The sequence below is a fragment of the Rhodothermaceae bacterium genome (assembly GCA_009838195.1).
Lineage (GTDB): Bacteria > Bacteroidota > Rhodothermia > Rhodothermales > Bin80 > Bin80.
On the sequence record VXSC01000011.1, the window covers coordinates 177,989 to 203,577 of the forward strand.

22 protein-coding genes and 2 tRNA genes are annotated in these 25,589 nt (G+C 50.8%); 8 read left to right on the top strand and 16 right to left on the bottom strand.

Features of this window, described 5'->3' with window-relative positions; translation table 11 throughout:
• The first annotated feature begins 53 nt into the window (after positions 1-53).
• Positions 54-968: an N-acetylmuramic acid 6-phosphate etherase gene (gene murQ, locus F4Y64_02740; protein MXX96518.1), complete on the top strand. Its 915-nt coding sequence runs from the start codon at positions 54-56 to the stop codon at positions 966-968.
• Between the two features lie 170 nt (positions 969-1,138).
• The gene (gene mfd / locus F4Y64_02745; protein MXX96519.1) at positions 1,139-4,414 is read left to right on the top strand and encodes a transcription-repair coupling factor; all 3,276 of its coding nucleotides are present in this window, start codon (positions 1,139-1,141) and stop codon (positions 4,412-4,414) included.
• Here the strand turns inward: mfd and F4Y64_02750 are convergent.
• The 6 genes from F4Y64_02750 to F4Y64_02775 are packed head-to-tail and all read right to left on the bottom strand — an operon-like array spanning position 4,296 to position 10,555.
• Positions 4,296-4,952, bottom strand: coding sequence for a 16S rRNA (guanine(527)-N(7))-methyltransferase RsmG (locus F4Y64_02750; protein ID MXX96520.1), 657 nt, complete (start codon positions 4,950-4,952; stop codon positions 4,296-4,298). The genes mfd and F4Y64_02750 overlap by 119 nt on opposite strands.
• 19 nt (positions 4,953-4,971) lie before the next feature.
• Positions 4,972-6,840 carry a tRNA uridine-5-carboxymethylaminomethyl(34) synthesis enzyme MnmG gene (mnmG, locus tag F4Y64_02755; GenBank protein ID MXX96521.1) on the bottom strand — a complete coding sequence of 623 codons (1,869 nt, stop codon included), beginning with the start codon at positions 6,838-6,840 and terminating at the stop codon, positions 4,972-4,974.
• Positions 6,841-6,847: 7 nt separating this feature from the next.
• The gene (gene mnmE, locus F4Y64_02760; GenBank protein MXX96522.1) at positions 6,848-8,194 is read right to left on the bottom strand and encodes a tRNA uridine-5-carboxymethylaminomethyl(34) synthesis GTPase MnmE; all 1,347 of its coding nucleotides are present in this window, start codon (positions 8,192-8,194) and stop codon (positions 6,848-6,850) included.
• A gap of 6 nt (positions 8,195-8,200) precedes the next feature.
• Positions 8,201-9,982, bottom strand: a complete 1,782-nt coding sequence (yidC, locus tag F4Y64_02765; protein ID MXX96523.1) for a membrane protein insertase YidC — start codon at positions 9,980-9,982, stop codon at positions 8,201-8,203.
• A gap of 3 nt (positions 9,983-9,985) precedes the next feature.
• Positions 9,986-10,396 (bottom strand): ribonuclease P, encoded by a 411-nt coding sequence (locus F4Y64_02770; protein ID MXX96524.1) that lies wholly within the window; start codon positions 10,394-10,396, stop codon positions 9,986-9,988.
• A 3-nt stretch (positions 10,397-10,399) separates the two neighbouring features.
• Positions 10,400-10,555: a 50S ribosomal protein L34 gene (locus F4Y64_02775; GenBank protein ID MXX96525.1), complete on the bottom strand. Its 156-nt coding sequence runs from the start codon at positions 10,553-10,555 to the stop codon at positions 10,400-10,402.
• A 125-nt stretch (positions 10,556-10,680) separates the two neighbouring features.
• Between F4Y64_02775 and F4Y64_02780 the strand changes: the two genes are divergently transcribed.
• The 5 genes from F4Y64_02780 (at position 10,681) to mcrC (ending at position 14,910) form a co-directional block, all read left to right on the top strand.
• Positions 10,681-10,753 (top strand) — tRNA-Gly (locus F4Y64_02780).
• Between the two features lie 4 nt (positions 10,754-10,757).
• Positions 10,758-10,832, top strand: a tRNA-Val gene (locus tag F4Y64_02785).
• 79 nt (positions 10,833-10,911) lie between these two features.
• A complete protein-coding gene (locus F4Y64_02790) occupies positions 10,912-11,448 on the top strand; it encodes a hypothetical protein (protein ID MXX96526.1) in 537 nt (178 codons plus the stop codon).
• A gap of 152 nt (positions 11,449-11,600) precedes the next feature.
• A complete protein-coding gene (locus F4Y64_02795; protein MXX96527.1) occupies positions 11,601-13,808 on the top strand; it encodes an AAA domain-containing protein in 2,208 nt (735 codons plus the stop codon).
• Positions 13,780-14,910 carry a 5-methylcytosine-specific restriction endonuclease system specificity protein McrC gene (gene mcrC / locus F4Y64_02800; GenBank protein ID MXX96528.1) on the top strand — a complete coding sequence of 377 codons (1,131 nt, stop codon included), beginning with the start codon at positions 13,780-13,782 and terminating at the stop codon, positions 14,908-14,910. The genes F4Y64_02795 and mcrC overlap by 29 nt, the downstream gene beginning before the upstream one ends.
• 594 nt (positions 14,911-15,504) lie before the next feature.
• Here the strand turns inward: mcrC and F4Y64_02805 are convergent.
• The 3 genes from F4Y64_02805 to F4Y64_02815 all read right to left on the bottom strand — a co-directional run bounded on the left by F4Y64_02805 (position 15,505) and on the right by F4Y64_02815 (position 17,657).
• On the bottom strand, positions 15,505-15,825 hold the full coding sequence (locus F4Y64_02805; protein MXX96529.1) for a hypothetical protein: 321 nt from the start codon (positions 15,823-15,825) through the stop codon (positions 15,505-15,507).
• Complete coding sequence (locus F4Y64_02810) at positions 15,818-16,393, bottom strand: DUF4065 domain-containing protein (protein ID MXX96530.1); 576 nt, start codon at positions 16,391-16,393, stop codon at positions 15,818-15,820. The genes F4Y64_02805 and F4Y64_02810 overlap by 8 nt, the downstream gene beginning before the upstream one ends.
• A 370-nt stretch (positions 16,394-16,763) precedes the next feature.
• Positions 16,764-17,657 (bottom strand): serine dehydrogenasease, encoded by an 894-nt coding sequence (locus tag F4Y64_02815; GenBank protein ID MXX96531.1) that lies wholly within the window; start codon positions 17,655-17,657, stop codon positions 16,764-16,766.
• Positions 17,658-18,210: 553 nt separating this feature from the next.
• Between F4Y64_02815 and F4Y64_02820 the strand changes: the two genes are divergently transcribed.
• Entirely contained in the window at positions 18,211-18,936 is a 726-nt protein-coding gene (locus F4Y64_02820) for a hypothetical protein (GenBank protein ID MXX96532.1), read from the top strand.
• A 51-nt stretch (positions 18,937-18,987) separates the two neighbouring features.
• On the opposite strand, the gene F4Y64_02825 is transcribed toward F4Y64_02820, so the two are convergent.
• Genes F4Y64_02825 through F4Y64_02855 form a run of 7 tightly spaced genes read right to left on the bottom strand, consistent with a single transcriptional unit; the run spans position 18,988 to position 24,888 of the window.
• Positions 18,988-20,451 (bottom strand): DEAD/DEAH box helicase, encoded by a 1,464-nt coding sequence (locus tag F4Y64_02825; protein ID MXX96533.1) that lies wholly within the window; start codon positions 20,449-20,451, stop codon positions 18,988-18,990.
• 3 nt (positions 20,452-20,454) lie between these two features.
• Complete coding sequence (gene fabG, locus F4Y64_02830; GenBank protein ID MXX96534.1) at positions 20,455-21,189, bottom strand: 3-oxoacyl-[acyl-carrier-protein] reductase; 735 nt, start codon at positions 21,187-21,189, stop codon at positions 20,455-20,457.
• 7 nt (positions 21,190-21,196) lie between these two features.
• Complete coding sequence (fabD, locus tag F4Y64_02835) at positions 21,197-22,138, bottom strand: ACP S-malonyltransferase (GenBank protein ID MXX96535.1); 942 nt, start codon at positions 22,136-22,138, stop codon at positions 21,197-21,199.
• Entirely contained in the window at positions 22,128-23,153 is a 1,026-nt protein-coding gene (locus F4Y64_02840) for a ketoacyl-ACP synthase III (GenBank protein MXX96536.1), read from the bottom strand. Before F4Y64_02840 ends, fabD begins: the two co-directional genes overlap by 11 nt.
• Positions 23,154-23,170: 17 nt before the next feature.
• Positions 23,171-24,172: a phosphate acyltransferase PlsX gene (plsX, locus tag F4Y64_02845; protein MXX96537.1), complete on the bottom strand. Its 1,002-nt coding sequence runs from the start codon at positions 24,170-24,172 to the stop codon at positions 23,171-23,173.
• A 39-nt stretch (positions 24,173-24,211) separates the two neighbouring features.
• Positions 24,212-24,403 carry a 50S ribosomal protein L32 gene (gene rpmF, locus F4Y64_02850; protein ID MXX96538.1) on the bottom strand — a complete coding sequence of 64 codons (192 nt, stop codon included), beginning with the start codon at positions 24,401-24,403 and terminating at the stop codon, positions 24,212-24,214.
• A gap of 8 nt (positions 24,404-24,411) precedes the next feature.
• Positions 24,412-24,888 (bottom strand): DUF177 domain-containing protein, encoded by a 477-nt coding sequence (locus F4Y64_02855; GenBank protein MXX96539.1) that lies wholly within the window; start codon positions 24,886-24,888, stop codon positions 24,412-24,414.
• Positions 24,889-25,589 lie beyond the last annotated feature (701 nt).

Here is a 25,589-nt window from a genome sequence, read left to right on the forward strand (position 1 = left end):
TTGGTTCATTTACACGACCAAAGCGTATACCAGCCTTTTACTCCCATCCATCAATGACGGCACCTCCGCCTCTGTTCGAAGAGCTTCAAAGCCTAGTTACCGAACAGCGCAATCCGCGCTCAATGAATATTGACAACGCATCCGTAGAGGAAATCCTCACGATTATCAATACGGAGGACCATCTTGTCCCCCAAGCCGTGAAGGAACAACTCCCCTATATTGCAAAAGCGGTGGAAATTGTAACGACAGCACTGGAAGGCGGTGGACGCCTGATATATATTGGCGCGGGCACCAGTGGGCGTCTCGGAATTCTGGATGCATCCGAATGCCCCCCTACGTTTGGGTCTTCTCCCGAAGATATTCAGGGGATTATTGCCGGCGGAAAGGAAGCTGTTTTCCGATCGCAGGAGGGCGCCGAAGATGTAGCCTCCGATGGCGCAGAGGCCCTTCGCGAAAGAGGATTGCATGCAAATGATGTGGTTTGTGGTATCGCGGCGAGCCGACGTACTCCTTTTGTGATAGGAGCAATGGCTGAAGCCCGCAAAACGGGATGCAAGACGCTCTTCATCACCTGCAATCCCCGTTCCACATTTGATCTAGATGTGGATGTAGCTATTTGTGTCGTTGTAGGCCCGGAAGTCATCATGGGATCAACTCGCATGAAGAGCGGAACTGCCCAGAAACTGGTCCTGAACATGATCACAACTGCTTCTATGATTCGCTTGGGGAAAGTCTATCAGAATATGATGGTTGATCTGCAGATGACCGCCGAAAAGCTGACCCAAAGATCCCGTCGCACGGTCATGACCGTTACCGGACTGAACTATGAGGAGGCAACGAAAGCGCTTAAAGCTGCCGACGGTCATGTGAAAACAGCTCTGGTCATGATTCTCGGTGATGTTTCGAAAGAGGAGGCCTTGGAAAGATTAGAAAAATCGAATGGATTTGTGCGAGGTGCTCTGGAGTAGCCTTTATTGAATCCAAAAATCGTTTGGCGGCGCAATGTTTCACGTGAAACACTAGAAAGTTCGCTTTTGGTTTGGCTGATAATCCGTTACAACGACTGTCTTCCCGATTCTCTGGGGTTTCTTCTTTTCAGGCGTTTTACACATGGTGTACACAGGCCAGAGGAGCTCACGTGTGCCTTTTACGAGATGCCCCTGGATCATTACCTGCATTTTTGCTCCAGCACGCCTGGAAATCTGGACGCTCCCTGGCTTGCATTCTGCCAGAATCAGAAGATGCACGCCTGCTGCACGGTGATTTGACGGAACTAGGCCTACCAAGCCTCTTGTTTCCCCCGTTCGGATCCACACCGTACGATGACGAGCAGGTTGAAGATTCGGCTCCCATGGTCCGGCGGCATGATGTGCTGCAACAGCTTGATATGCACGAGCAGACTGTGGTGGTTGCCGGCCTACAGGCGGTCCTGGAGCGGATGCCTGCACCGGAAAAAACGCTGGCGGAGTCCGTTACCGTGCGTGTACAGGACCATACTCCACCAGATCAACTCGTTGACCTGCTTGCTGAAAAAGGGTTTATCCCCGTCTCCTTCGTGCAGGAAGCCGGTGAATTCGCATGGCGGGGCGGGATTGTCGACGTATTCCCGTTTTCCGGAGGACTGCCTCTGCGCCTCGAGTTCTTCGGCAATGAGCTTGAGTCGATCCGGGAATTTGATGCCGTCAGTCAACGGTCTGTCAGCCGCCTGAGTAGCGCCCGGCTGGTCCCCCAACCGATCCACGCCTCCAGGGGGACTCCCTGGGTTTCTCTGCTGGATTCAATCACCGATGATACCCTCCTGGTTCTTTTTGAAGAACCCCGACTGAAGGAAATCGCCGATGCCGTGTGGCAGGATATTCGCAAGCGATACAAATCAAAAGCCCAATCCGGGGCGGAATGTCCGGTTCCAGAATCACGATATCTAACACCGGATGTATTCACTTGCGGCTATGCATCAAAGCCCCAGATTCATGTTCATGCATCGGATTCAAGTCCTGAAACCGTGATCCAGGTCGGTGCTCGTCCGCAGCCCTCCTTTGGCGGCCATATGGATCTCGTTCGCTTGGACTTGACAGAGCCTAGCCGGAAGCACACCCACATCATCTGTGATAGCTCCGCCCAGCAAAAGCGTTTAGAATCGTTGCTGGACGAGCTGCAGGACTCTGACAAGTTGACCTTTCTGGTCGCATCACTTCACAGCGGATTTACGCTGCCAGACATTGGCCTGGCAGTCTACACCGATCACGAAATATTCGGCCGGTATTTCCGTCCACGCACTCGAAAAGCCTCCCGTACGGGCGGGCTTCGCCTCCAGGAACTGCAAAATCTTAAACCCGGGGACTTTGTTGTGCACAAGGAATTTGGAATCGGTAAGTTCGCGGGGCTTAAAGTGATCACGGTCAAAGGGCGCAGCCAGGAGGCCGTGCGGCTCATTTACGCGCGTGACGATGTCGTATTCGTGAATGTGAACGCTCTGTACAAGCTCAGCAAATATGCGGGAAAAGACGGCCAAGTCCCTTCACTGACCCGATTAGGATCAGGACAATGGGAACGCACCAAAAGCAGGGCAAAAAAGCGGATTAAGGATATTGCACGGAGATTGATCAACCTCTATGCCCAGCGCAAATCTTCCGAGGGGTATACTTTTTCGCCGGATTCGATTTGGCAAAAAGAGCTGGAAGCTTCTTTTCCGTGGCAGGATACACCCGATCAGTATGAAGCATCGGAGGCGGTCAAACGTGACATGGAATCTGCGACCCCGATGGATCGCCTGGTTTGTGGGGATGTTGGCTTTGGAAAGACGGAGGTAGCGGTTCGGGCTGCGTTTAAAGCCGTTCAGGATGGGAAACAGGTTGCATTGCTTGTCCCCACGACAGTTCTGGCTCGGCAGCACTACCTCACGTTTCGTAAACGCCTGGAGCAGTTTCCCGTACGGGTCGACGTGCTCTCACGCCGTGTCAAGGGTGTAGCCGCCCGAAAACTGCTTGCTGATGTGAGCCAGGGAAAAGTAGATGTTCTTGTTGGCACCCATCGACTGGTTTCCAAGGATGTCTCCTTTTCAGATCTGGGGCTTCTGATCATAGACGAGGAGCAGCGGTTCGGGGTTCGAATCAAGGAAAAGCTGCGCGAACTGCGCGTCAATGTGGATACGCTGACCTTGACCGCGACTCCAATCCCCCGTACGCTGCAATTTTCTCTCATCGGTGCGCGTGACCTTTCTATCATCAATACTGCACCACCAAACCGGCAACCCATCCACACGCAAATTCATTCCTCCGACTGGGCACTGATCAGTGATGCGATTCTTTATGAAGTTAACCGCGGAGGGCAGGTCTTCTTTATTCACAACCGTGTGGCTTCCATTGGAGACAAGCTGATCAAGCTGCAGGACCTTGTCCCTGGTGTCCGCTTTCGCATTGGTCACGGTCAAATGCCCGGCGCAGAGCTTGAGCAGGTTATGACCGACTTTGTTGATCACAAGTTTGATGTCCTGTTATGCACTTCCATCGTGGAGAATGGGCTTGATATCGCAAATGCCAACACCATTATTGTTGATCGGGCACACTTATTTGGCCTGGCAGAGATTCATCAGTTGCGTGGGCGGGTCGGTCGAAGTGATCGCAAAGCATTTTGTTATCTGCTGGTCCCTTCCATTCATGCTCTGAGCCGGGATGCTCGGCAGCGCCTGCAGGCCGTTGAGCAATTCAGTGACCTTGGGAGTGGATTCCATCTTGCCATGAGGGATCTGGATATCCGGGGCGCGGGAAACATTCTCGGTGGGGAGCAAAGCGGTTTTATTGCAGACCTTGGGCTCAGTACGTATTACCAGATGCTGGATGAGGCTGTTAGAGAGCTGCGCAATGAGGATTTTCCCGAACTCTTCAAGGATGTTGACCTCCCGCTGCCGGAAGATACCCTTGTCGATCTTGAGGTGAATGCCTCCCTTCCCAAACCCTATGTGTCCAATGACCTCGAACGCCTGGCCCTCTATCGCAGGATTGGAGAAGCTACAGAGCAATCTGCACTTGACGAATTAGAAGCGGAGCTCCGTGACCGGTTTGGCCCACTTCCAATCCCGGCTTCTCAACTGTTTCTGGGAGCCGGTATGCGACTGATTGGGCAAACCCTGCGTCTTCCCCGGATCTCATACCGAAACCAGCGGCTATTTTTGCGCTTGCCGGACAGCCACGAGGATCAACAATTCTACCTAGAACAGTTTGATTCATTTTTAGGAGCGCTCGACGCGCTCCCGAATCAGTACGTTCTCAAAGAATCAAAGGCGGGTAAGATGCGCGCTATTGTGCAGGATGTTCCGTCGGTGGAGGCGGCTTATGAGATTCTTTGCCAGATAGCAGCGGAGCAGACCTCACCTGAACCAGAAACCGGGAAGAACCCGACACCGGTATCTGTTTGATTTGAATCGCCGGGAAACCCGTTACCAGTTCCCTTTGCTCAGCTCTCAAGTCACCCCCTTTGAGACAATAGAGGACTCCTTCCGATGTCGCAACACGCGTGTGCCACTGCCACAGGGTGCGAAGTGGGGCGGTCGCTCGCGACACGCTGCATTGGATCTCAAAGGGAAACTCCTCTGCCCGGCCATGCCACGGATATAAATTCAGCAGATCCAGCTCCCGCTTGAATGCCGTGACCGCGTGAATTTTTTTCTGAGCGGCATCAACTGCATACACCTTCACATCTGGAAGCATAACTGCCATGGGGATCGCGGGCAACCCTGCCCCCGTGCCCCAGTCTGCAAGCGAAGATCCCGCGGTAAATGGCTGCTCTACAAAGGCCAGACACTCCTGAATATGTTCAATAAATCCTTCCGCTGTCGTGCGCCTCGAGAGCAAGTTCAACCGCTTGTTGTAGCTCTGCAGGAGATTGGCGTAGGCTCGAAGCTTTTCCCGCTGCCAAGGTCGGATTGATAGCGGGAAATGTTTCACGTGAAACATTGTTTTTGTCTACTCTCTCTCAGCGCTCCAAGAGCACCATCAAAACGGCAATATCCGCTGGACTTACGCCGCTGATTCTCGAAGCCTGTCCGAGCGTTTCGGGTTGGATTTTGCTTAATTTTTCTCGGGCTTCCATGGTAATATTATTGACTTCAGCAAAGTTGAAGCTTCGGGGAATTTGCCGGCTCTCCATCGCAATCATCTTTTTTGCTTCTTCCTCCTGCCTTGCTACATATCCGGCATATTTGATCGAGATTTCCGCAAGTTGTTCGACCGGTTCCATTCCTGGAGCTGGGTCCACGATCTGACTGGCAATCCCGGCCGCCTCCAACAGATCCTTCAGGCCCACCTCTGGACGCCGTACGACCTGAATGGCCTTGATCGGCTCATTAATTGGAGTAGTTCCAGCTTCTTTCAAATAATAATTACATGATTCAGGGTGAATTGTATGCTCTGATAACCTCGCAATTATCGCTTTTACCGCTTCCTGACGCACTCGCATTCGCTGATAGCGGGCTTCGGATACCAGCCCGAGGCGTTGTCCCAGAGGGGTGAGTCGCTCGTCTGCGTTATCCTGACGAAGCAGCATACGATGTTCTGCTCTGGACGTGAACATCCGATACGGCTCCTCCGTCCCTTTGGCAATCAGGTCATCAATCAGGACCCCGATGTATGCCTCCGAGCGGCGAAGAATCACCGGACTTTCTGCGCCAAGCCCGCGGACCGCATTGATCCCTGCCATGAGCCCCTGCGCGGCCGCTTCCTCATACCCGGTCGTGCCGTTGATCTGTCCTGCAAAAAACAACCCCCGAACCCTCTTCGTCTCTAGGGAATACTGAAGCTGATGCGGCGGAAAATAGTCATACTCAATCGCATACCCTGGGCGCAGCATATGGACATGCTGCAACCCTGGCGCCTTGCGCAGGGCCTCTTCCTGGATTTCTTCCGGCAAACTCGTCGAAAATCCGTTTACGTACACCTCTGTTGTTCGTCGACCTTCCGGCTCCAGAAAAAGCTGGTGACGCTCCTTTGCGGCAAATCGATCAATCTTGTCTTCTATGGAAGGACAGTATCTCGGGCCCGCACCCTCGATCCGTCCCGCAAACATTGGGCTTTGCTCAAATCCCTTTCGCAGGACTGCATGCACCTCTGGATTGGTCCAGGTGAGATGACAGCTGAGTTGATCCTTGGTCAATTCATCGGTCATAAAGGAGAAGGGGCTTGGATTTTCATCTCCCGGCTGCTCTGTTGTTGCAGCATAGTCAATCGTAGTTCCATCTACACGTGGTGGCGTACCTGTCTTCAGTCGGCCACTTTCAAACCCTAATTCATGCAATTGGCCGGTCAGACCGGTGCTTTGCCGCTCCCCCATACGCCCACCCCCAAACTGACGCTCCCCAACATGAATCAACCCGTTCATGAACGTACCGTTTGTGAGGATCACGGCCTTCGCGCCATAGGTGCGACCCAGTCGAGTCCGTACTCCACAAATCCGGCCATGGTCCACCTCAAGGGCCGTCACCATGTCGGCACGCATGTAGAGTCCCGGGATGTTTTCCAAGGCTTCCCGTACAAAGGTTGCATACTCGATCCGGTCTGATTGTGCACGGGGTCCCCATACTGCCGGCCCTTTCCGGCGATTCAGCATCCTGAACTGAATACCGGCCGCGTCTGCTGCAGAGCCCATGATGCCTCCCAGCGCATCAATCTCACGCACAATGTGCCCCTTGCCAATCCCGCCAATTGCTGGATTGCAGGACATCCGGCCAATCGCTTCTAGGCTCATAGTGATCAGAAGTGTACGAGCACCCATACGAGCAGTGGCTGCTGCCGCCTCTGTCCCTGCGTGCCCGCCACCAACCACAATAACGTCAAAGCTTGAGTCCATCTCTGTACTACTTACCAATGCAAAATCTCGAAAAGATTGTCCCCAGTACCGTCTCGTTGGTAATAACACCGGTAATCATTCCCAGTTCACGCGCGGCAGCACGCAAATCCAATGAAAAAACGTCCGGCGGCTGATTTGCATTCAGTGCCGTTCTCGCACCCAATAGTGCCTGGTGTGCACTCTTAAGGTGGGTTTTATGCCTTGCATTGATCACCGTTCTGGTTGCGTCAGCATTCCCAAAGCTCTTTGTCGCCTGCTCAAGCAGTGCACGAACCAGAGGCTCCACCGCCTTGGGACCATCGATTGCCGCCAACTGCAATCCTATCCTTTTTCCATCCGGGACAAGATCTGCTTTGTTTCCAACCAGGACCACTGGCATGTTGTCCAGGTTATTCAGTGCAGTTTGATCTTCTTCTAGAAGCCCGCAGGCGAGATCATAGACATAAACCACGATATCTGCCTTGTTGATCATTCGATAAGCACGCTGAACGCCTTCCTGCTCAATGGAGTCTGTGCTTTTTCGCAGCCCTGCAGTATCCATAAAGCGAAATCGCAATCCTCCAAGTTCAGCATCAACCTCCAGTACGTCTCTGGTCGTCCCCGGCTCTTTGCTTACAATTGCCCGGTCTCGACCCGACAGGCTGTTCAGTAAAGTGGACTTCCCTGCATTCGGTCGACCGGCAATTACAACCCGAATTCCCTCTCTCACAACGGTCCCAAGGCTTGTTGACTCAAGTAATTCCTGCACCTGTCCCAACGCGTTCTCAATCAGATTGCGGAGCGTGGTCCGATCTGCAAATTCGACATCCTCATCGGTGAAATCAATTTCGAGTTCCGCCAGTGCGCACAATTCGAGGATTGCGGTCCGCAACGCTTCAAGTCCTTCTGAATAATACCCTTCATAGGCTGCCAAGGAAACCCTGTGTGCCTGCTCACTGGAGGCATGGATCAAGTCCGCGACTGCTTCTGCCTGGGCAAGATCCATTTTTCCCGCCAGGAAGGCACGCTGAGTGAACTCGCCCGGCTGTGCCAGTCGGGCACCCTGGTCGACCAGGCTTTGCAGCACCAATGCCGCCACATAGTCCCCTCCGTGGCAGGTAATCTCCACTACATCCTCCCCGGTTGCGGTACGGGGTTTGCGAAATACCGTCGCCACAACCTGATCTATCCTGGAGCCCTCAGGACTTTCCCACATGCCAACATGCGCAGTGTGGGACGCAGCCGTCTCAAGGCTCTGCCCCGAAAAACAGGTGGACGCGATTGGACAGGCCTCGGGCCCGGACACACGAACTATTGAAAGCGCCGCAAGACCGGGTGCGGTCGCAATCGCCGCAATCGTATCCTGGGCGAGCATGGTGAATCACTTACGAGCCTTCTTTCCAGAGCCTTTGACAACTCCTCTTACCGGCTTGATTTTGCTTGATTTTTTGACTGCGGTTTTTTCTGAAGCAGCTTTCTTCTTCATCGATTTATTGATGAACTGCTGCTGCACCGCCGAAAAAACGTTGAAACAGAAATAATATAAGCTTAGTCCAGATGGCAAACGATTGAAAAACACGAAAATCATCACCGGCATCATATACATAAAGATTTTTGCCTGCGGCCCGGATGCGGGGGTTGCCTGCATCCGCATCTGCACGATCATGGACAGGCCCATGAGAATCGTGAAGCCTGCAACGAAGTCCCCATAAAACGGAATTGCAAATGGCAGATTCAAGATTACATCCGGAGCGGACAGGTCGGGAGCCCAGAGAAAGCCCTGCTGTCGAATTTCGATGGATTGCTGCAAAAACTGCCACAGAGCAATGATGATTGGGTACTGCAACAGCATCGGCAAACAGGCTCCCAGAGGATTGGTGCCGGACTCGCGATACATCTTGATGGTCGCCTCCTGCTGCTTTTGCGGATTGTCAGGATATTTTTCCTTGATCTCCTGCATTTTGGGTTGCAGTTCCCGCATTTTCGCCATACTCTTGTAAGAGCTGAGCGTCAACGGAAGCAGAACCACCTTGATCAACAAGCAAAAGACGATGATCACCAGACCATAACTTTCAATGATGCTGCTCAGGAATCCGAATACTGGAATAAACACCGCGATTGCGAGCGGCCTTGTCATCCACTCAAAAGCATCCCAGCCATAGTCTACCATCCCGTAGACCCCGTCATAGCGACTGATCTTGCGGTATTCAAGCGGACCCAGATAGATTCGGTAGGTATCTGGAGCTTCATCCGGGGGACCAACAAACAGGCTAGCACGAAAATCGACAGTTACCTCCGGGTCGTCAACTTCTCCGAGACGCTCACCGAGCAGCTCCGCCTCTCTTGCCGGGTCATCGGCCAGGACCACCGCACCGAAATACTTATTCTTCACCCCGACCCAGGACACATTGCCCCGCAGCGTCCGATCCGCGACCTGGTCTCTCTGTAGGTTAATTCCCTCCACATCATTCCCACTTCGGGCATATGCACCGACCTTATTGACTTCTTCTTTTCGATAATCCACATCTTCACTGAACGGGATGGCACCATTCCAGACCAGCTCATACCCTTCCGCCGTCTGGAATCCAGCTGCGTTGAAATGAGCGACTTCCAGACCGACCTCGTAGTCACCGGGAGTGAACGTGTACGTCAACCGCAGACGGCCGCTACCAATTGCAGCTTCAAATACCACGGTAGCTGGACTTTGGACTGCATTGATTGTATCGGTTGAATCATGCTGCGTAAACAGTATGGTTCGTGTATCAATGTTGCGCGCCCCTGGCGACTGAAATCCCACACTGATCGCCCCGGGACTGGTGCTGTCTATCAGTTGAACCCGGCTGACCTGATCGTACTTGAAATACTCTTTGAGTTCAAAACTCTTCAGGGTTGCCCCCAAATCCGAGAGTCGAGCAGTATACAGATCAGTTTCTACTGTTATTTCGCGTGCTGTCTGTGCAGGAGTCGCAGTAGCTGGAACATTTGCCAAATCCGGCACGACCTGTTCCTCTTGGCTTCCATTTGGCGGCTGCGTCACCTCCTCCATCGGTTGCTCCGTTACCTCCTCTACCGGTTCTGGAGGCGGTGGGGAGGGCATCATCATCATCCACACGATCATGATCGCCGTGATCAGCACGACTGCGATTATCGTATCTCGGTCCACGAGTTAGTCTCCCTTATTTAATGATTGATGCAGTAGGTGCATCGCCTGTAAGAGGTCCTGGGAAAGTCTATGGTTGCGGTCGGGACTGCGTCGGAGGACCATTAATGCGAGCGTCTCTGCCGCGGGGAGGGTCTCAAGCCCCACAAGATTCTGATTCCTGCGCCAGGTTTCCCGCATCTGGCGTTTAATCTGATTGCGCTGCACTGCATTCCTGCACCGGCCAGGAGCGAAGCCAACCTGTATGGGCGCATCGGTCCCTGTCGCGCTGCGAGGAACAAAACGATATAGGATTCGGATACTCCCTGCCACCAAAGACTTAGTGTCGGAGGCGGACCGCTCAAAAAGTGGCGCAATCAACCGCCGACGCTTCAGTCGCATCGAACGCGGAAACCGCTGCTCAGCAACCGTTGTCATAAATTACTTGCCAACGTAACGATCGCTTACTGAAAGACTCTTGCGCCCTTTCCGACGGCGTCTTGCCAACACATTGCGGCCATCCTTGTCTGCCATTCTCGAACGAAACCCGTGTTTGTTACGGCGTTTTCGACGACTTGGTTGGTATGTGCGTTTCATGGAACTCTATTTATTCATATCAGATGAATGAGGCCGCAGAATCTTGTCAGTTCAACGCCTGACTCACTATTCCACGACCTCACATTTTGCCTTTAACGCACCTTGTGAGTATTTTGCTTCTTTTTGCGGGAATAGCTCAATCGGTAGAGCGTCAGCTTCCCAAGCTGAAGGTCGCGGGTTCGATTCCCGTTTCCCGCTCTCCGGGCGGTTAGCTCAGTTGGTTTAGAGCGCCTGCCTTACAAGCAGGAGGCCGGGGGTTCAAATCCCTCACCGCCCACATTCGTTGATTTTGCGCCTAGGGCTGCCGTGCTTGCCGCTCTGGTACAATAGCCTTTTTCCCTACCAAGAGATTCGAAATGAAAAATTTGTTTTTGATCACAGTCGCTCTTACTCTCTCCTTTTCGGTGCAGTCGGTAACTCTCGCTCAGATATTTGATGATGTTCTGTCCGAGCCGGAAAGCGTTCAACAGGTTGCGGACATCGCGTTATTGGGCGATAGTAATGTCGTTATTGAGCTATTGGATGGGGAGGAAATTGTCCACAAGTTTTCTCTGGCTGGCCCCGACGTACAGGTTGCAAGCGGAGCAGGGTTTATTTTCAAGGTCAATGATCTGAATTCGCCGACAGTTGGTGGGTTAGTTGGGGGCGAGGAAGTCTCCTTTGCTGGAGACTTGCAACTCATTACCATGCCACTTGACCCTGGCACGTCCCCCATCACCCATACCCGTGTGACTGCACTCAACGCGCTTGTCGAAATCCGAACCGAAACGGCTGTGGAAACGCTTGAATGGGGGCCTATCGTTATCCCCCAAAAAGAAGACAGACCTCTCAACCAAAGGGCGGACTATATCAGGGCAGTACAGGAAAAAGTGCGGATTCGCAGGGGGCAATAGCCCGGGTAGTAACCGCGGAATTCACCGGCAAGACCCTTGAAGCCTTGCTGTTCCCGGCAAGTTGCTTCTTTTGATTGTCCCCAGAACGAAAACTGCTGTGGATATGTTAATTTTGCGGGCACTAGATGTGATCAAGCTGAAGTCGATTTAATATGCCCAAACTACCCCTAGATCACCCCCTTCTCCGTGCAGCCAACCGTTGGCGGGATCGCTGCCTACAAGATGGTGGATCCGTCCTCACCGATGCGCGTCTGTGGACCTCGAAAAATATCGGACATCTTGTCAAGTATTACGTGGGAAACTTAGACGAAGGAAAAGGGACCTTCCTTGAAAAGTTAGAGAACCAATTGGCTCCCGCGCCCAGAACCGCGAAACAACTGGCGGCAGAAATGTTCTGGGTAATGTATCTGTTCCCAATACCTGGTTCAATGCGACCCGAAACGAAGCTTCAGCACATTCACCAGATCTGGAAATGGTCAGGGGAGAATTTTCCCGATGCTCCGTTTGATGTTGAGGAGACCCTTCGCTCAGGCGCTGGGCATCCCGGCCAAGCTTACCACTCAGGTAGATGGCGAGAACTGCTCTTTTTCGTCCAAATGATACAGGCGTGGTCACGGCTGAAACCATTGCGACGCAAGGAGCTACTTGCAGACCCTTGGGGTTTTGCGGAATGGTTAGATGGGCAGGATGGGGCGGAGAGTCGGCAACTTCGCCATATCCTTTTGTACCTGTTGTTTCCCAACGACTTCATTCCTTCTTCAACGACCTCCCAGAAGTGGGACATCGTAAGTTATTCCCTGATAGAGCTCGGGGAAGACTGGGCGGGATTCGACTACACGAATCTGATTGTCCTTGATCAGAAGCTGTCCTACATCCGGGAAAAGCTCCACGAGCAAGGTGCCCCTAAGGACTTCGATTTTCACGACGAACCTTATCTGAAATTCTGGCGTCCACCTAAAAAAGATCTTGTCCAGTGGTATCAGGAAAAATTCGGGGATGCTAAGGTATGGGTCCTGGGGGCAAGCCACCTTGCAGAGTATTGGGGTGAGTTCCAAGAAAAGGGAATCATTGCTCTCGGATGGGCTGAACTCGGTAACCTCTTGGCTTATGACGACAAAGAGGCTATATACAAAAAACAGAGGGAACTCTTTGGCAAGAAAAATCCCACAATGGATACTCATGCCTGTTACCAGTTTGCTCGAGAGATGCAAGCTGGCGATCATGTGTTATTCAAGGAGCACTATGGGTTGATATTGGGGCATGGTATCATCGAATCCGACTACAAGTTCGACGAAAATAATCCTAGTTTTCGACATTTACGCCGTGTCAACTGGAAGAAATTTGGTCGCTGGGAACTTCCCGCGCCGCGCCAAATTGCCAGCAAGAGGCTCACTAATTTTAGTTCCAGTCCTTACAGGCAATGGCTTCGGGCTGTTTTCCGGTTAATAGATGAGACGGAGGAGCCTCCCTCAGCTCCTCCGTTCCTTCGAGATGAAGCCTTGGAAGGCCTCTTCCTTTCCGGAGAAGATTTCGACCGTATCATTGATGCCTTGAACCGCAAGAAAAATATTATACTTGAGGGGCCTCCTGGAGTCGGGAAGACCTTCATTGCCAAGCGTCTGGCCTATCTGATAATTGGATTTTTGGCACCAAAGAGGGTGAGGATGATCCAATTCCACCAGAGCTACGCGTACGAAGATTTTATCCAAGGTTATCGTCCGAGCGAAAAAGGAGGCTTTGAACGCCGCGACGGAGTGTTCTTCTCTTTCTGCCGCGAAGCCGCAGCCAACCCTGATAAACGTTACGTATTCATCATTGACGAGGTGAACCGCGGGAATCTCAGTAAGATCTTCGGTGAGTTGATGATGCTCATTGAAGCCGACAAGCGGGGGCCCGATTACGCCGTTGATCTTACCTACTCGCACGAAGAGGAACGTTTTCATGTTCCAGCAAACCTCTACTTGGTCGGTATGATGAACACGGCTGATCGATCTCTAGCAATGGTGGACTACGCTCTGAGAAGGCGATTCTCATTTATTCGCCTTCCCCCTGCCTTCGGGACCGAACTGTTCGAAAATTATCTTCTAAATGATATGGGTGTTCCCGAAGATCTGGTCAAAAAGATCAATGACCGATTTTCAGTTCTGAATGAAGAAATTCGCTCAGACCACGCAAATCTTGGCATCGGCTTTGAGATCGGTCACAGTTATTTCTGTTCAAGCACCCGAGACGAAGAAGAATTCGACGAATCCTGGTACGAAGCGATTATCCGACAGGAAATCGAACCTCTAATTCGGGAATATTGGTTTGATAAGCCAAAAAATTTCGTAGATGAGAAAGTCAATACGTTACTGGAGTGACGTTCCCGTCCTCAACATCTACTATCTCTTGTGCTACGCTTGGGATCGTATCGGGGAGGGGAGAACAGTTGATATAGAATCCGAAACTTTCGACGGACCGGTTGACTTATTTGCCAAAGTTTTAAATGATGGCGTCTCCCGTATCATCTCCCGCGGGTTGGATCGTGACTATTTGGCAGTCCATGAGGACATCCGAGGAATCAAAGGCAAACTTGATCTTGCAACCACTTTGAAGCGGAACCTACTTCTGAACGGCAAGGCTCACTGCTCCTTTGACGAATTCAGCTACGACGTGCCTCAAAATCAAATTCTCAAGGCAACTCTTCGTAGCCTGACACAGGTTGACTCTCTGAACGAGAAGCAAAAACGGCGGAGTGAACGCTTGTATCGGAAGCTGGGTGCTATCTCTGATGTCCGGCTCACTGCGAAGATGTTTCATACAGTCCGAATCCACCGCAACAACCGGTTCTACCGCTTCCTTTTACACATCTGCCACATCATCCACGAGAATCTTTTAATAAATGAAGCAAAAGGAACCGTCCAATTCCGTGATTTTCGTGAGGACGCTCAGACAATGGGAACTGTGTTTGAACAATTTGTGAGAAATTTCTGCCAGCGAGAGACGAGTTACCGAGTGAGAGCACCAAAAATCAATTGGTTTGAGGCAAAAGGAAAGGACAGTGCTCTACAGCATCTCCCCCAGATGCAGACTGATATCGTATTGCGGTCACCCGAACGCACGATTATCGTAGACACCAAGTTTTATAGCACTCCGTTGACTACGAGATATGAGGTTGAGCGAATGAGATCAAATAATCTCTACCAGATCTTTACCTATGTGACGAACTGGTCCTTGGCTAACTCATCTAGCGACACCGCACTGGAGGGATGGCTCCTCTACGCGGCGATTGATGATGTATTTGATTACCGCTTTGAAGTTGGGAAACAGCAGATACGTGTGTGTTCGCTTGATCTATCGCAGGAATGGAAAGATATAGAGGAGGATCTATTGGTGTTGGTCGGGGAGAAAAACCGAAATGGCACTCCCCGCGAAATAGGGGTACCCCTTCACTCGGAAATGAATACCTTGTCCGAGCAGTGACTTGAAACCATCTCTAGCCCCGCGTCAAAACCATCGTGCCATCCAGAATGTGCCTGTCACGACGGGTATACTCTACGGGAAGCCATGCCGAATTGTGAAAGTTGTGGATGTCCTTATGTCTTGTGCGAGTGCCACAAATGGCAGCCACCGCTGAATCCAACTCCTAGCCAACAGAAAGCTATCGAAAATCTTGAAGGTCGGACGCAATTGCCTAGCTACATGTGTGTAGGGGCAATCTCGTAGACTATCCGGCGCAATATGTCCCAATGAAGCCTATTCCTGGCAATACAGGTCTAGCGAAGTGACGGTGTACATCCAAACAGATAGGTGCATGGGTAGAACATTTCAACCGAAAACTGGGCTTGCATCATACCGAGATCTCCCAAGATGGAGAAAGAAAGGACACCATTTATATCTGAGTATCCGGTGACAGATCCGGGTTTCTTGTGCAACACCATAAGATCTCTCCCGAATAAATGCAGCGCGCGTTCGAGTTGAGTATGGAGGCCCTTGATCTGGCAATCTGACAGCACTATTTGGCGAATGTGGAGGAAGTACTGGAAGAGATAGCCATTGAAAACATCATCAACGGGATCATTGTGGATCTGATCTGATATTCAGTCGATCAGGTTGTTCGGCCTCGCAGAATTTGTGGAAGCTCCACTGACACAACGTATTTCGTGCGTGTCTGGAGCCATGATTCAGGGCGATAAAGAATGCCAGAAGAAGAATTCCGTACTTAATAAGAGCCTTAATGTACTTGGGTAAAGGTTTGTACTCATCTTCATAAACTGCGGTAGGCCAAGGCCTGGGCGGGGCCAACTCGTCTGTTCCGGTTTCTTTAGGCGCTTCGGGCAAGGCCTCTTTACGAAATTCCTCAACCTTATTCGGTGTTTGAGGTGACTTTTCAGACATCAGACAGCTGAGGCGTGTTTCGTAACTTGACTTGGTAATGTTCAGCTATCGTTGAATCAGGAATATGTACCCCATGAACCACTTGACGAAACATACCATACTTTACATGCTTCTGCCATGGAGTTTCTCCCTCATGAGTGATTGTGATTAGCTGCCCCCCCGTAAGATCCTTGTACACGTACCAAACTACATCCAACAATTTGCATATCTGGGGATCTTGCTCTTCTAGATCAGCTATTCTCCCCAAGAGAAATTCCTTTGCATGCTCCTTACCAAATCCGTATGAGCCAAAGTCCTCGCAGAAGGAATCAAAGGTAATTTCTTCAGCCTTCCACCTTTTCAGGCGCTCGTACACATTCCGAACCACTGGGCCATATTTCCATGCTTCTATTTGGCCAAAGCGATTATCAATCAATGGCCGGTCTAGTTTTCCTAATGCCCACCCGTGGCAAATGTATACCAGCTTGTTGATTTGCAGGGGAGTCAACCCTCTTCCCTCCTCCGCCGCCTTCTTGAGTAGATAAGCAATGATGACAAAGTCTTCTATTGTTGAATTTATTGTACTCATGGTCAATAGATCTGCGAGTTACGGGTTCAAAAACATGATCTTCATCTTAGGAATGTATGGCCCAAGCCTTGTTTTCCCTCAGGGTAACTAGATGGACTTCGCTGTGGCACGGACGAGCTTGCCCGCGATAGCAGCCCCGCCTCTGCGGTTGCTACCATGCTCATGTTACCTACCTCTTTTACTTTGCCATCCGGAAGATGACGTAGTACGAACGTCCTCACCTCTTGTATGTGCCGGATCAGGAATACGGGGACCGGAATGTGGGATCTTAATACCCATTTTTTTCAACCTGTTTTCCATATCGTTCGCAATTTTTGCGAAATCCATATCGAAATGTTTCCCGGCTTTTGAGATGTTCTTGTGCTGCCGTTTAGTCTTTTTCATGGTCTACCTCTGGTTGGGTACTGTAGTAATAGCCCGTTCTTACCAATGGAAGCATTAATTCTGGCTCCATAAAGATATATTCCTCAATGAATGAATGAAGATTCTTTACGGATTTCCGAAGGTCGGTAATCTTATCAAAATCCTCAATTTTTAGGCCTACCTCATCCTGTAATGTTTGCATTGAAATTCCACGAGAATGTGCATGCCATCGTTTTGTGTTGTTCAAATCCTGGCCTATCTGTTTCGCCCTCATTTGCTTCATTGTCGGGGTTACTTCTGTCCCCCTTCCTTCCGTTTTCGTCCAGTTCTTGAACTTGTAAGTAGATAGCCATTTCTCTAATAATTCCACCGAGTGCTCTCTGGCTTGCTCGAATCGGTGAATATCTGCTAGGTCAAGTTTTTGTACCAATCCATATTCAAGTGGAGTTAGAGTTCCGTCTCTAGATTTTTCATTTAGCTCCTCAAATTTCTCGAGGTATCCCAAACCTGGTATCCACTGCCCATCAACATAGAACTGTGGATCAATTGGCCCCAACTGGGAGAAGTAGTTCATGTAAATATTGTCGGCAGATAGTGCGAAAACTGTGCCGGCAGACATCGCTTGGCCAGGAATTATGAAATCAATGCTCTCATAATGGTGGCGAAGAATTTCCACCGTCTTTTCCACTGAATCAACCAAGCCGCCCCCCGTATTCAATTGGATTGTGAGAATATCATTCCTGTATTCAGATGATGTTGCTTCAATACTATCCCTAACCAACGCAGGAAGGTTCATATCCATTGGCCCATAAATTGCCATAGCATCTGATTTCCTGACCGATGCCAGTTCAATCAGTCGCAAATGGAGCATGTTTTCAATAAAATTTCTCACTTCTGCCATTTGGATGCCTTTATCAGGGAGGTTTATTCTCTATCAGTCTCATGGTGGGGGGTGGCAGTGGGCATTCCCTCCAGGATAAGGGAGTTCTTCGCGGCACAGACGCCACGTTGAGCATTGGAATGCCGGACGGTAATGTGGTTGGCGAGACTCCTTAACTGGATACAAGCACAGCCCAGCGGCAAACGAATTCGCTTGCGAGATCAGTCCCTCCTCCTCGGTCGTGGCCATCCTCATGCCGACCATCCGTGAAGTATTCTCAGTGGGCGTAGATTCCGTACCCCCAAATTTACGCAATTCTGGGGATATAGTTACTCCACTCCCGAGATACGAACCTGTCAAGATTTAGTCGATTTGTACCGCTCCCCGTATTGCACCTTTAATTTGAATCTGGTGGTGGTTCTTTCTAAGGTACTAATCTGTGCCAGGACTTCGGTACGTGATTCCATCCTGGCTCGTGTAATGATGCTGGCGTATTTCAGCTCACCATCTCACCACATTCTATATCCCTGCCTGTCATCCATCAAGTTCCTTGTGAACAGTAAAGATGATTCCGATGAGAATTACAAAGACACAAGATGGCCCTCACGGGATCATTTTTTCTTGTATTTCTGCAAGAGCAATGTCGTTGATAACAACACTGGCTGCCACGTTCAGCGCTGTAAACAGCGAGGTGGTCGGTATATTGAGGTTGGCAACGTATTCAACCTTACTTACAGAGAGAACTGTTATGGAAGTCTTTACGGCGATAGCAACAGCATTAACACCAATCCTTTTATCAATAGTAGGATTTATTCTTTGGAAATACCGCCAGGCCTTTGAGCGAAAAGCAAGACTTGAACAAGACCTTAGAGATGAAAGAATAGGGTTGTATGATAAAATATTAGAACCATTTGTGATACTTTTCACAAGTGATGCAGCATGGAAAAAAGACAGGAAAAACAGGAACAAAAACAAGTATGGAGTTGCAGAAGAAAAGATGCTTTCTCTTGAATATAGAAAGGTCGCTTTCAAATTGCGTCTAATCGCAAACGATGAAGTATTAAGGGCATACGATAATCTTATGAGCTACTTTTCTGACTCCTCGCCAGACACCTTCACTCAAGAAAAAAATCTTGTATTAAGGTTACAGAAAATGAGGGAGCTACTTGGGAATTTTCTCCTTGCCCTCCGAAAAGGTATGGGTAATGAGGATACAGAATTGACTTCTGAGGAGATGGCGGCGTGGATTTTCAACTTCAAACTTGAGATTGAGCAGACGAAGCGGGAAGAACGAATGTAATGTTTTGGGGTATCGAGGGAGGCATGTACTGTGCCAGTAGTCAGCCACACTCTATTTTCGCCGACCTCTACGCGACCTGTTTTTCTGCCCCTGTCCCTGCTGTTTGTTCGGATGCATTCTTGTCTGATTCAGTTCATCAACAAGCATCGCCATCAACTCAGGCTCCTCCTCGACTAGGGTCTTCACCATCGGCACGAACTGAGCCAGTCGCTCCCGCTCCAGGTTGGTTTTACCTCGCAACTTTTCTTCAAGTACAACCGTGACTCGCTGTGACGTACGCGCAGCAACTTCTTCGGGGGTTGGTAACTGTCGTTTTTCCATCTGAATATCAAATCGATGTGCAATTGCTTTAAGTTGTGATTCCTCTTCCCAAGCTGCAAGTGTGATTGCTACACCTGCCTTGCCGGCTCGGGCCGTTCTGCCGGTACGATGGATGTAAAGTTGCGGCTCTAGTGGCACTTCGTACTGGAATACATGACTGAGCTCAGAGATGTCGATCCCCCTCGCCGCCACATCGGTCGCCACAAGAAGACGGATACGCCGCTGCCGTAATTGGCTCATTACCTTCTCTCGTGCCCCTTGGGAATAGTCGCCACTAATGGCCCCAACACTGAACCCGTAATTACTTAAAAAATCCGTCAGAAAAGAAACCTCACGCCGGGTATTTGTGAATATGATCGCGGAATCCGGGTTCTCATACTCAACCAATCTGGATAATGCACGCGCGCGGTCCATCGGATCCCGCACGGTGTAATAACGATGATCAATCGTCGCTACACCAACACCGTCCGCACTAAGCCCAAGAAACCGGGGTTCGTCCAGGAATTCCTTTCCCAGTAATCGGACCTTTGGTGGCATGGTTGCACTGAACATGCACGACTGACGCGTCTCTGGCAAATAAGACTTTAGGGCTACCATCGCCGGATAGAAGCCCATTGAGAGCATTTCGTCCGCCTCATCAAGAATAAACGCCCGCAACTTCTGCAATGTGAATGTGCGGCGCTCCAGGTGATCCAGAATCCGCCCCGGTGTGCCAATGACAACCTGCGATCCTCCCTTGAGCTCACTCAACTGCCTTTTATATCCTACTCCGCCATAAACGAGAGTGCCTTTGAGCGTTTCCGGGATCGGATTCACTCGCTTGAATTCATCGTAAATCTGACCTGCCAACTCTCTTGTCGGCGTAAGCACAAGTGCCTGGGTCTCACGTATGGAAGGGTCCAGGCTGTCAAAAAGAGGCAAAAGAAAAGCTCCTGTCTTGCCAGATCCCGTACGCGATTGTACGACCAGATCCTGCCCGGAAACCATATAGGGGATCGAATGTGCCTGAACTGGCATCAGGCCCGGCCAACCACTCTTTTCAAAAGCAGCACGCGCGCCAGCACCCAGCGAATCTGGCGTTGCCTGCTCAACCTCAGGATCCAATCTGTCAAAGCTGCGCTCCGCCGCAGACTCGCGACTGGACTGCTGAGCCTTCGATGAAAAATCCAAGCGTGTTGTAAAAGGCTTCGTCACAAACTACATAGATAAGCCGCCATCAACACCAAGAGTCTGTCCAGTAATGTAGGACGCTTCCTTGGATGCCAAAAACAGTACAGGTGCGGCGATTTCCTCTGGCATTGCTGTGCGGCGAACAGGAACACCCCTTAATAAACTCTCTTTTTCCTTCGGGTTAATGGCTTCCGTCATATCCGTCTCTACAAACCCAGGGGCAACCACATTCACGGTAACCCCGCGTGTTGCAAGCTCCTTGGCTAAACTTTTTGAGAGACCAACAATGCCCGCCTTGGAGGCAGCATAGTTTGCCTGACCCGCATTCCCGATGCGACCAACTACGGAAGAGATATTAATGATACGGCCATAGCGCTGGCGCATCATTGTTCGGCAAACCGCTTTACTATAATTAAATACACTCTTGAGGTTTGCATTAATGACCTGATCCCAATCAGATTCGCTCATACGCATCATCAAGTTATCACGCGTAATCCCTGCGTTGTTCACCAAAATATCGATACCACCCCAAGCTTTTACCACCTGCTCGACGACCTGTGATGCGGCATGAATGTCTGCCGCATCACACTGAAAGGCAAGTCCACTAATCTCTTTCTTCAACTCCTCTGCTACTTCCGTACTGCTTCGATAAGTAAACGCAACCTGCGCTCCTTGATGCGCAAATGCTTCAACGATTGCGCGACCAATGCCGCGTGTTCCACCGGTCACCAGAATACGTGATTTATTGAATTCCATGTTTATTGCTAAGTCAATCGGATAGGAACGCTGCTACTGCCCCTGCGGTTGCGATTGAAATCACAACCGTTCTGCGCCCCAATGTCTTACGAACCAAACCATTGAGAACACGCCCAGGTCCCACCTCAATAAAACTTATGTTCTCTGGCATATTTTGGAGCAACTGGTACCAACGTACAGGACTGGTAAGCTGCTCAAGCATTCGGGCTCGGATATGTTCTGGGTCTAAAGCTGGCTGTGCGGTCACATTCAGGTAAATCGGGCACACGGGAGGCCGCAATGTCACTTTTGCCAATTCCTGTGCCATCACCTCACGTGCACTTAGAACCAATGGGGAGTGGAATGCCCCGCTTACGGGAAGCTGAACAAGTTTTTTCGCTCCCGCTTCCTTGAGAATCTCTTCCGCGGCACGTAATGCTGCAGTATCCCCGGAAATCACCATCTGTTCGGGGGCATTATAGTTTGCGCACACCGCGATGGATTCCGAAGAACTAACCTCTCTACATGCGGCATCCACTACTTCACTCGAGAGTCCGATTACAGCGGTCATCCCTGCAGAACGCCTTCTCCCCGCCATCGCCATGAGTTCTCCCCTGCGGCGCACCAAGCGTAGTCCATCTTCGAATGAAAGCGCTCCACATGCGTGCAGTGCACCGTATTCCCCCACGCTGTGACCAGCCACAAGGTCTGGAGCCAGATCGAGGGCCGCCAAGATTGCTATGGAATGTGTGTAGAGTGCGGGCTGGCAGATTGCCGTGTCCGTTAACTTCTCCAGGGCCTGAGGATCCTCCTCGATGCTTCGAAAACAATATTCCGTAAGTGGAAATCCGAGAATCTCATCTGCTGCCTCAAAAATAGCCCGAGACCTGGGCACCTCGTGAAATAGATCCTTGCCCATGCCGGGCACCTGGGATCCCTGCCCCGGAAATAGCGTCGCAAGTTGATTATCCGCCATGGGTTTGCTCATTGGGGAGGTGGCTATACGACCAGCGTAAATAGGACGCTCCCCAGGTAAACCCTCCACCAAACGCAGCGATCACAATCTTGTCTCCCTTTTTCAACTGATCCTCCCAATCATGCAGACACAGTGGTATCGTCGCTGCTGTTGTGTTTCCATACCTGGAAATATTGAGCATCACGCGATCAATACCGAGCCCCATTCGACGTGCAACTGCATCTATGATGCGTTGGTTTGCCTGATGAGGAACAAGGTAGCGCACATCATCCCCGGTAAGGTGATTGCGTTCCATGATTTCCGCCGCCACATCCGCCATACCCTTCACCGCAACTTTGAAGACCGCTCTACCATCCTGGTAGATATAGTGCATCTTTTTGTCTACGGTGTCGTGCGTGGCCGGATGACGGCTCCCTCCCCCCAACATGCACAATGACTCCCAGCCATCCCCATCCACACGGAGTACAGAGTCTATCAGGCCATATCCGTCAGGAGCCGCTTCCAGGAGCACTCCCGCTGCAGCATCGCCAAAAAGAACGCATGTCTTTCGGTCGGTATAATCCGTAATACTGCTCATCTTGTCTGATCCAATCACTAATACCTTTGCTGCGCGCCCACTTTCAATCAAGCCGGCTCCCGTGTTGAGCGCAAAAAGGAATCCACTACATGCCGCCGACAAATCAAATCCCCATGCGTTACTCGCTCCGAGTTCCGCCTGAACCAGGCAAGACGTCGCAGGAAAAGCCATGTCTGGTGTGACGGTAGCGATAATAATTGCATCAATCTCGTCCGCGGAGATCCCTCGCTTTTCCAGGATCTCCTGTCCCGCACGAGCGGCCATGTAAGATGTACCCTTGCCCTGATCGGTAAGAATCCGGCGCTCCACAATGCCGGTTCTCGCCCTGATCCATGCGTCATTAGTATCCACCATTTCGCTCAGGTCCTGGTTGGTCAACCGGGTCTCTGGCAAATAGTGGCCAACCGCCGTGATCGCCGCACGTGCTTCAAGACTCATGATCCGGCGATTTTATTTCAGGGAGCCAAAGCTTTTTGAATCGCATTGGTCAAGTTGGCTTTGGCCGCCTGCGCGGCGGTCTTGATACACTCTTCTACGGCACCGGCGGTTGTGGATCCGTGAAGAATAAACACTTCTCCCTCGACTCCCAGTAGGGGGCCTCCTCCTCCATAATTCTCGGGATCGAATCGACGGGCAAGTCTCGAAAGGGCTTTTTTTAGCAGAGCAACATCGCTTGGCTTTGCTTTCAATTGGTCCATCTCCTGCTGAATCATTTCCGGCACGGCCGTCATAATGCTCTCCCCGAACTTAAGAATCACATTGCCGATGAAGCCATCACACACAATGACATCTGCTTTTTGGTGCAGTATATCACGGCCTTCCACATTCCCGATAAAATTCAAATCGATGTCGTTTAGCAAAAGTTCATGCGTGGATCGTACAAGCTCATTCCCCTTTGCCTGCTCTTCTCCAACACTCAACAGTGCAATTCGGGGATGTGCGATGTCCATCATGATCCGGGCGTATGCGGACCCCATTTTTGCAAATTGCTGCAGATGTTCAGGACGGCTATCCATATTGGATCCCACATCCAAGATTGTGCAGGCGCCTTTGGTCGTTGGGTAGAAGGTCGTTATGGACGGTCGAAATACGCCTGGAAGCCGACCCAGTACAAAAAGTGATGCGGCTGCAATCGCTCCGGTGTTGCCCGCACTCAAAAACGCATCTGCCCGACTTTCTTTGTGTCTCCTGAGCCCGACATGAATGGATGAGTTCGGTTTTGTGCGGACAGCGGCAACCGGAGAATCCCCCATCCCTATGACCTCTGGGGCATGAACCACTTCAATTCCCGAAACAGCTCCGTAGCCCTCCAGTACGGGCTGAACGACCGTCTCTGGGCCACAAAGTTGAACCTGTAACCGTCCCTTGGAAGACTGTGCGGCTCGCACGGCACCCTCCACAATGACTGCGGGGGCTTGGTCTCCACCCATTGCATCGACTGCTACACGAATCGCCATATGTCCTCAGCCTAAGTTTGGGACAACCCGTGGCCTTTGCTATACGTCAGCTGGCCGCTCCACAATCTGGCGGCCCCGGTACATCCCGCAACTTGGACAAATGCGGTGTCGCAGTTTCACGCTATCACAGTCCTCGCACTCCACTTTAGTCGGAGCACTGAGACTGCCATAGTACACACTTCTGCGTTTGCGTGTACGGGATTTTGAATGTTTTCTCCTTGGATTGGCCATTACATTACTTATTTATGGGCGTGCTCCTCACGAACAGCAAGCAAAGCTGACCAGCGCTGATCTGCTTCGGTGTCAGGAGTGCCAAAAACGGTTTGTATTTGTAGTTCTTCTGCTTCCGGTGCAACTTTTCTGGCGGGAATCGCCAGCATTAGTGTATCACGAATGATCTCCGTCAAGTCGAATACACGTTGTTTCGGCTCAAGTTCAACCTGTTCAACCATGTCCTCTTCGGACGGCTTTTGACCGTAAGTGCATAACAACATCTCATGAACATTAGCAACGGGTGCAACGAATTCTTGCAACGTCCGATCGCATTCCAAACGTGCCTTCGCACAGACCTCTAACGTAATATGCACTCCTCCGTCCAACTGCTCAACCTCCAAATGTGCCTGAATTTCTGAAAACTTCGCTTGATCCAAGCCCAAATCCGAAGCAGAAACTTCAAAGCTGCCTCCCTGGGGGGCGGATAAATCGAACTTGATCATCACTTTTTTTACAAAACAGTACGGGTAAACCTGCGATCCGTGCTCCAGGTTTCCTACGCCACCTGTCAGGAAAGGCGCCAGAGACCCAGCACGTCCTTTGATCTATCGTCCGGGTTCCATTGAATATCGTGTCGATCATCTGTCAGAGAATACATTTTAGTCCTGTTCAGCGGATGATCAGCGGCTCTCATTTCTTACCATGCCTCAGCCTCCCTAAGATCAAATTTTTTGGGACTGGAATACTTTCCCTCACTGCGGCTACCCAGTTCTATTGATTAACTCTTCTGCTAGGCCTTGGTGGCTCCGCTCTTTGCGTAGCCTATACTTCCTCCTCCTTCGATGATTGACTCCCCTTTGAGCATTCGCTACCGCATGAGCAGTTCCATGCTCAGACACACCATTCAGTCAATTGTGCCACCTCCCCAAAACCCTCGTAAAATCCACTACTACCACGCACACCAACCAGAAATTTATTCATCGAACGAAAATGTTTTCATAAAGACCTCCAAACTGTGAATAAGTTGTGAGTATCCTGATTCCTCTTTCCGAAAATTCCTCGTTCTCCCGCCTTTTCTTCCCCCTGAGACGTGATTTAGCTGGGTTTCGGCCCTGTTTTGCACTATTTAACCCCCAAAAGTTCCTCTTAGCCCTGCCTAATGCCAATAATTCAAATTTTACTTCGATTTTGTTTTTCGGTAATT

Excerpts from the sequence above, each read along its gene's own strand:
- murQ (MXX96518.1), top strand. The coding sequence starts at position 54 with ATGACGGCACCTCCGCCTCTGTTCGAAGAGCTTCAAAGCCTAGTTACC.
- F4Y64_02750 (MXX96520.1), bottom strand. The coding sequence starts at position 4,952 with ATGTTTCACGTGAAACATTTCCCGCTATCAATCCGACCTTGGCAGCGG.
- mnmG (MXX96521.1), bottom strand. The coding sequence starts at position 6,840 with ATGGACTCAAGCTTTGACGTTATTGTGGTTGGTGGCGGGCACGCAGGG.
- mnmE (MXX96522.1), bottom strand. The coding sequence starts at position 8,194 with ATGCTCGCCCAGGATACGATTGCGGCGATTGCGACCGCACCCGGTCTT.
- F4Y64_02770 (MXX96524.1), bottom strand. The coding sequence starts at position 10,396 with ATGACAACGGTTGCTGAGCAGCGGTTTCCGCGTTCGATGCGACTGAAG.
- F4Y64_02775 (MXX96525.1), bottom strand. The coding sequence starts at position 10,555 with ATGAAACGCACATACCAACCAAGTCGTCGAAAACGCCGTAACAAACAC.
- F4Y64_02790 (MXX96526.1), top strand. The coding sequence starts at position 10,912 with ATGAAAAATTTGTTTTTGATCACAGTCGCTCTTACTCTCTCCTTTTCG.
- F4Y64_02795 (MXX96527.1), top strand. The coding sequence starts at position 11,601 with ATGCCCAAACTACCCCTAGATCACCCCCTTCTCCGTGCAGCCAACCGT.
- mcrC (MXX96528.1), top strand. The coding sequence starts at position 13,780 with ATGAGAAAGTCAATACGTTACTGGAGTGACGTTCCCGTCCTCAACATC.
- F4Y64_02805 (MXX96529.1), bottom strand. The coding sequence starts at position 15,825 with ATGTCTGAAAAGTCACCTCAAACACCGAATAAGGTTGAGGAATTTCGT.
- F4Y64_02810 (MXX96530.1), bottom strand. The coding sequence starts at position 16,393 with ATGAGTACAATAAATTCAACAATAGAAGACTTTGTCATCATTGCTTAT.
- F4Y64_02815 (MXX96531.1), bottom strand. The coding sequence starts at position 17,657 with ATGGCAGAAGTGAGAAATTTTATTGAAAACATGCTCCATTTGCGACTG.
- F4Y64_02820 (MXX96532.1), top strand. The coding sequence starts at position 18,211 with ATGAGAATTACAAAGACACAAGATGGCCCTCACGGGATCATTTTTTCT.
- fabD (MXX96535.1), bottom strand. The coding sequence starts at position 22,138 with ATGGCGGATAATCAACTTGCGACGCTATTTCCGGGGCAGGGATCCCAG.
- F4Y64_02840 (MXX96536.1), bottom strand. The coding sequence starts at position 23,153 with ATGAGTCTTGAAGCACGTGCGGCGATCACGGCGGTTGGCCACTATTTG.
- plsX (MXX96537.1), bottom strand. The coding sequence starts at position 24,172 with ATGGCGATTCGTGTAGCAGTCGATGCAATGGGTGGAGACCAAGCCCCC.
- rpmF (MXX96538.1), bottom strand. The coding sequence starts at position 24,403 with ATGGCCAATCCAAGGAGAAAACATTCAAAATCCCGTACACGCAAACGC.
- F4Y64_02855 (MXX96539.1), bottom strand. The coding sequence starts at position 24,888 with ATGATCAAGTTCGATTTATCCGCCCCCCAGGGAGGCAGCTTTGAAGTT.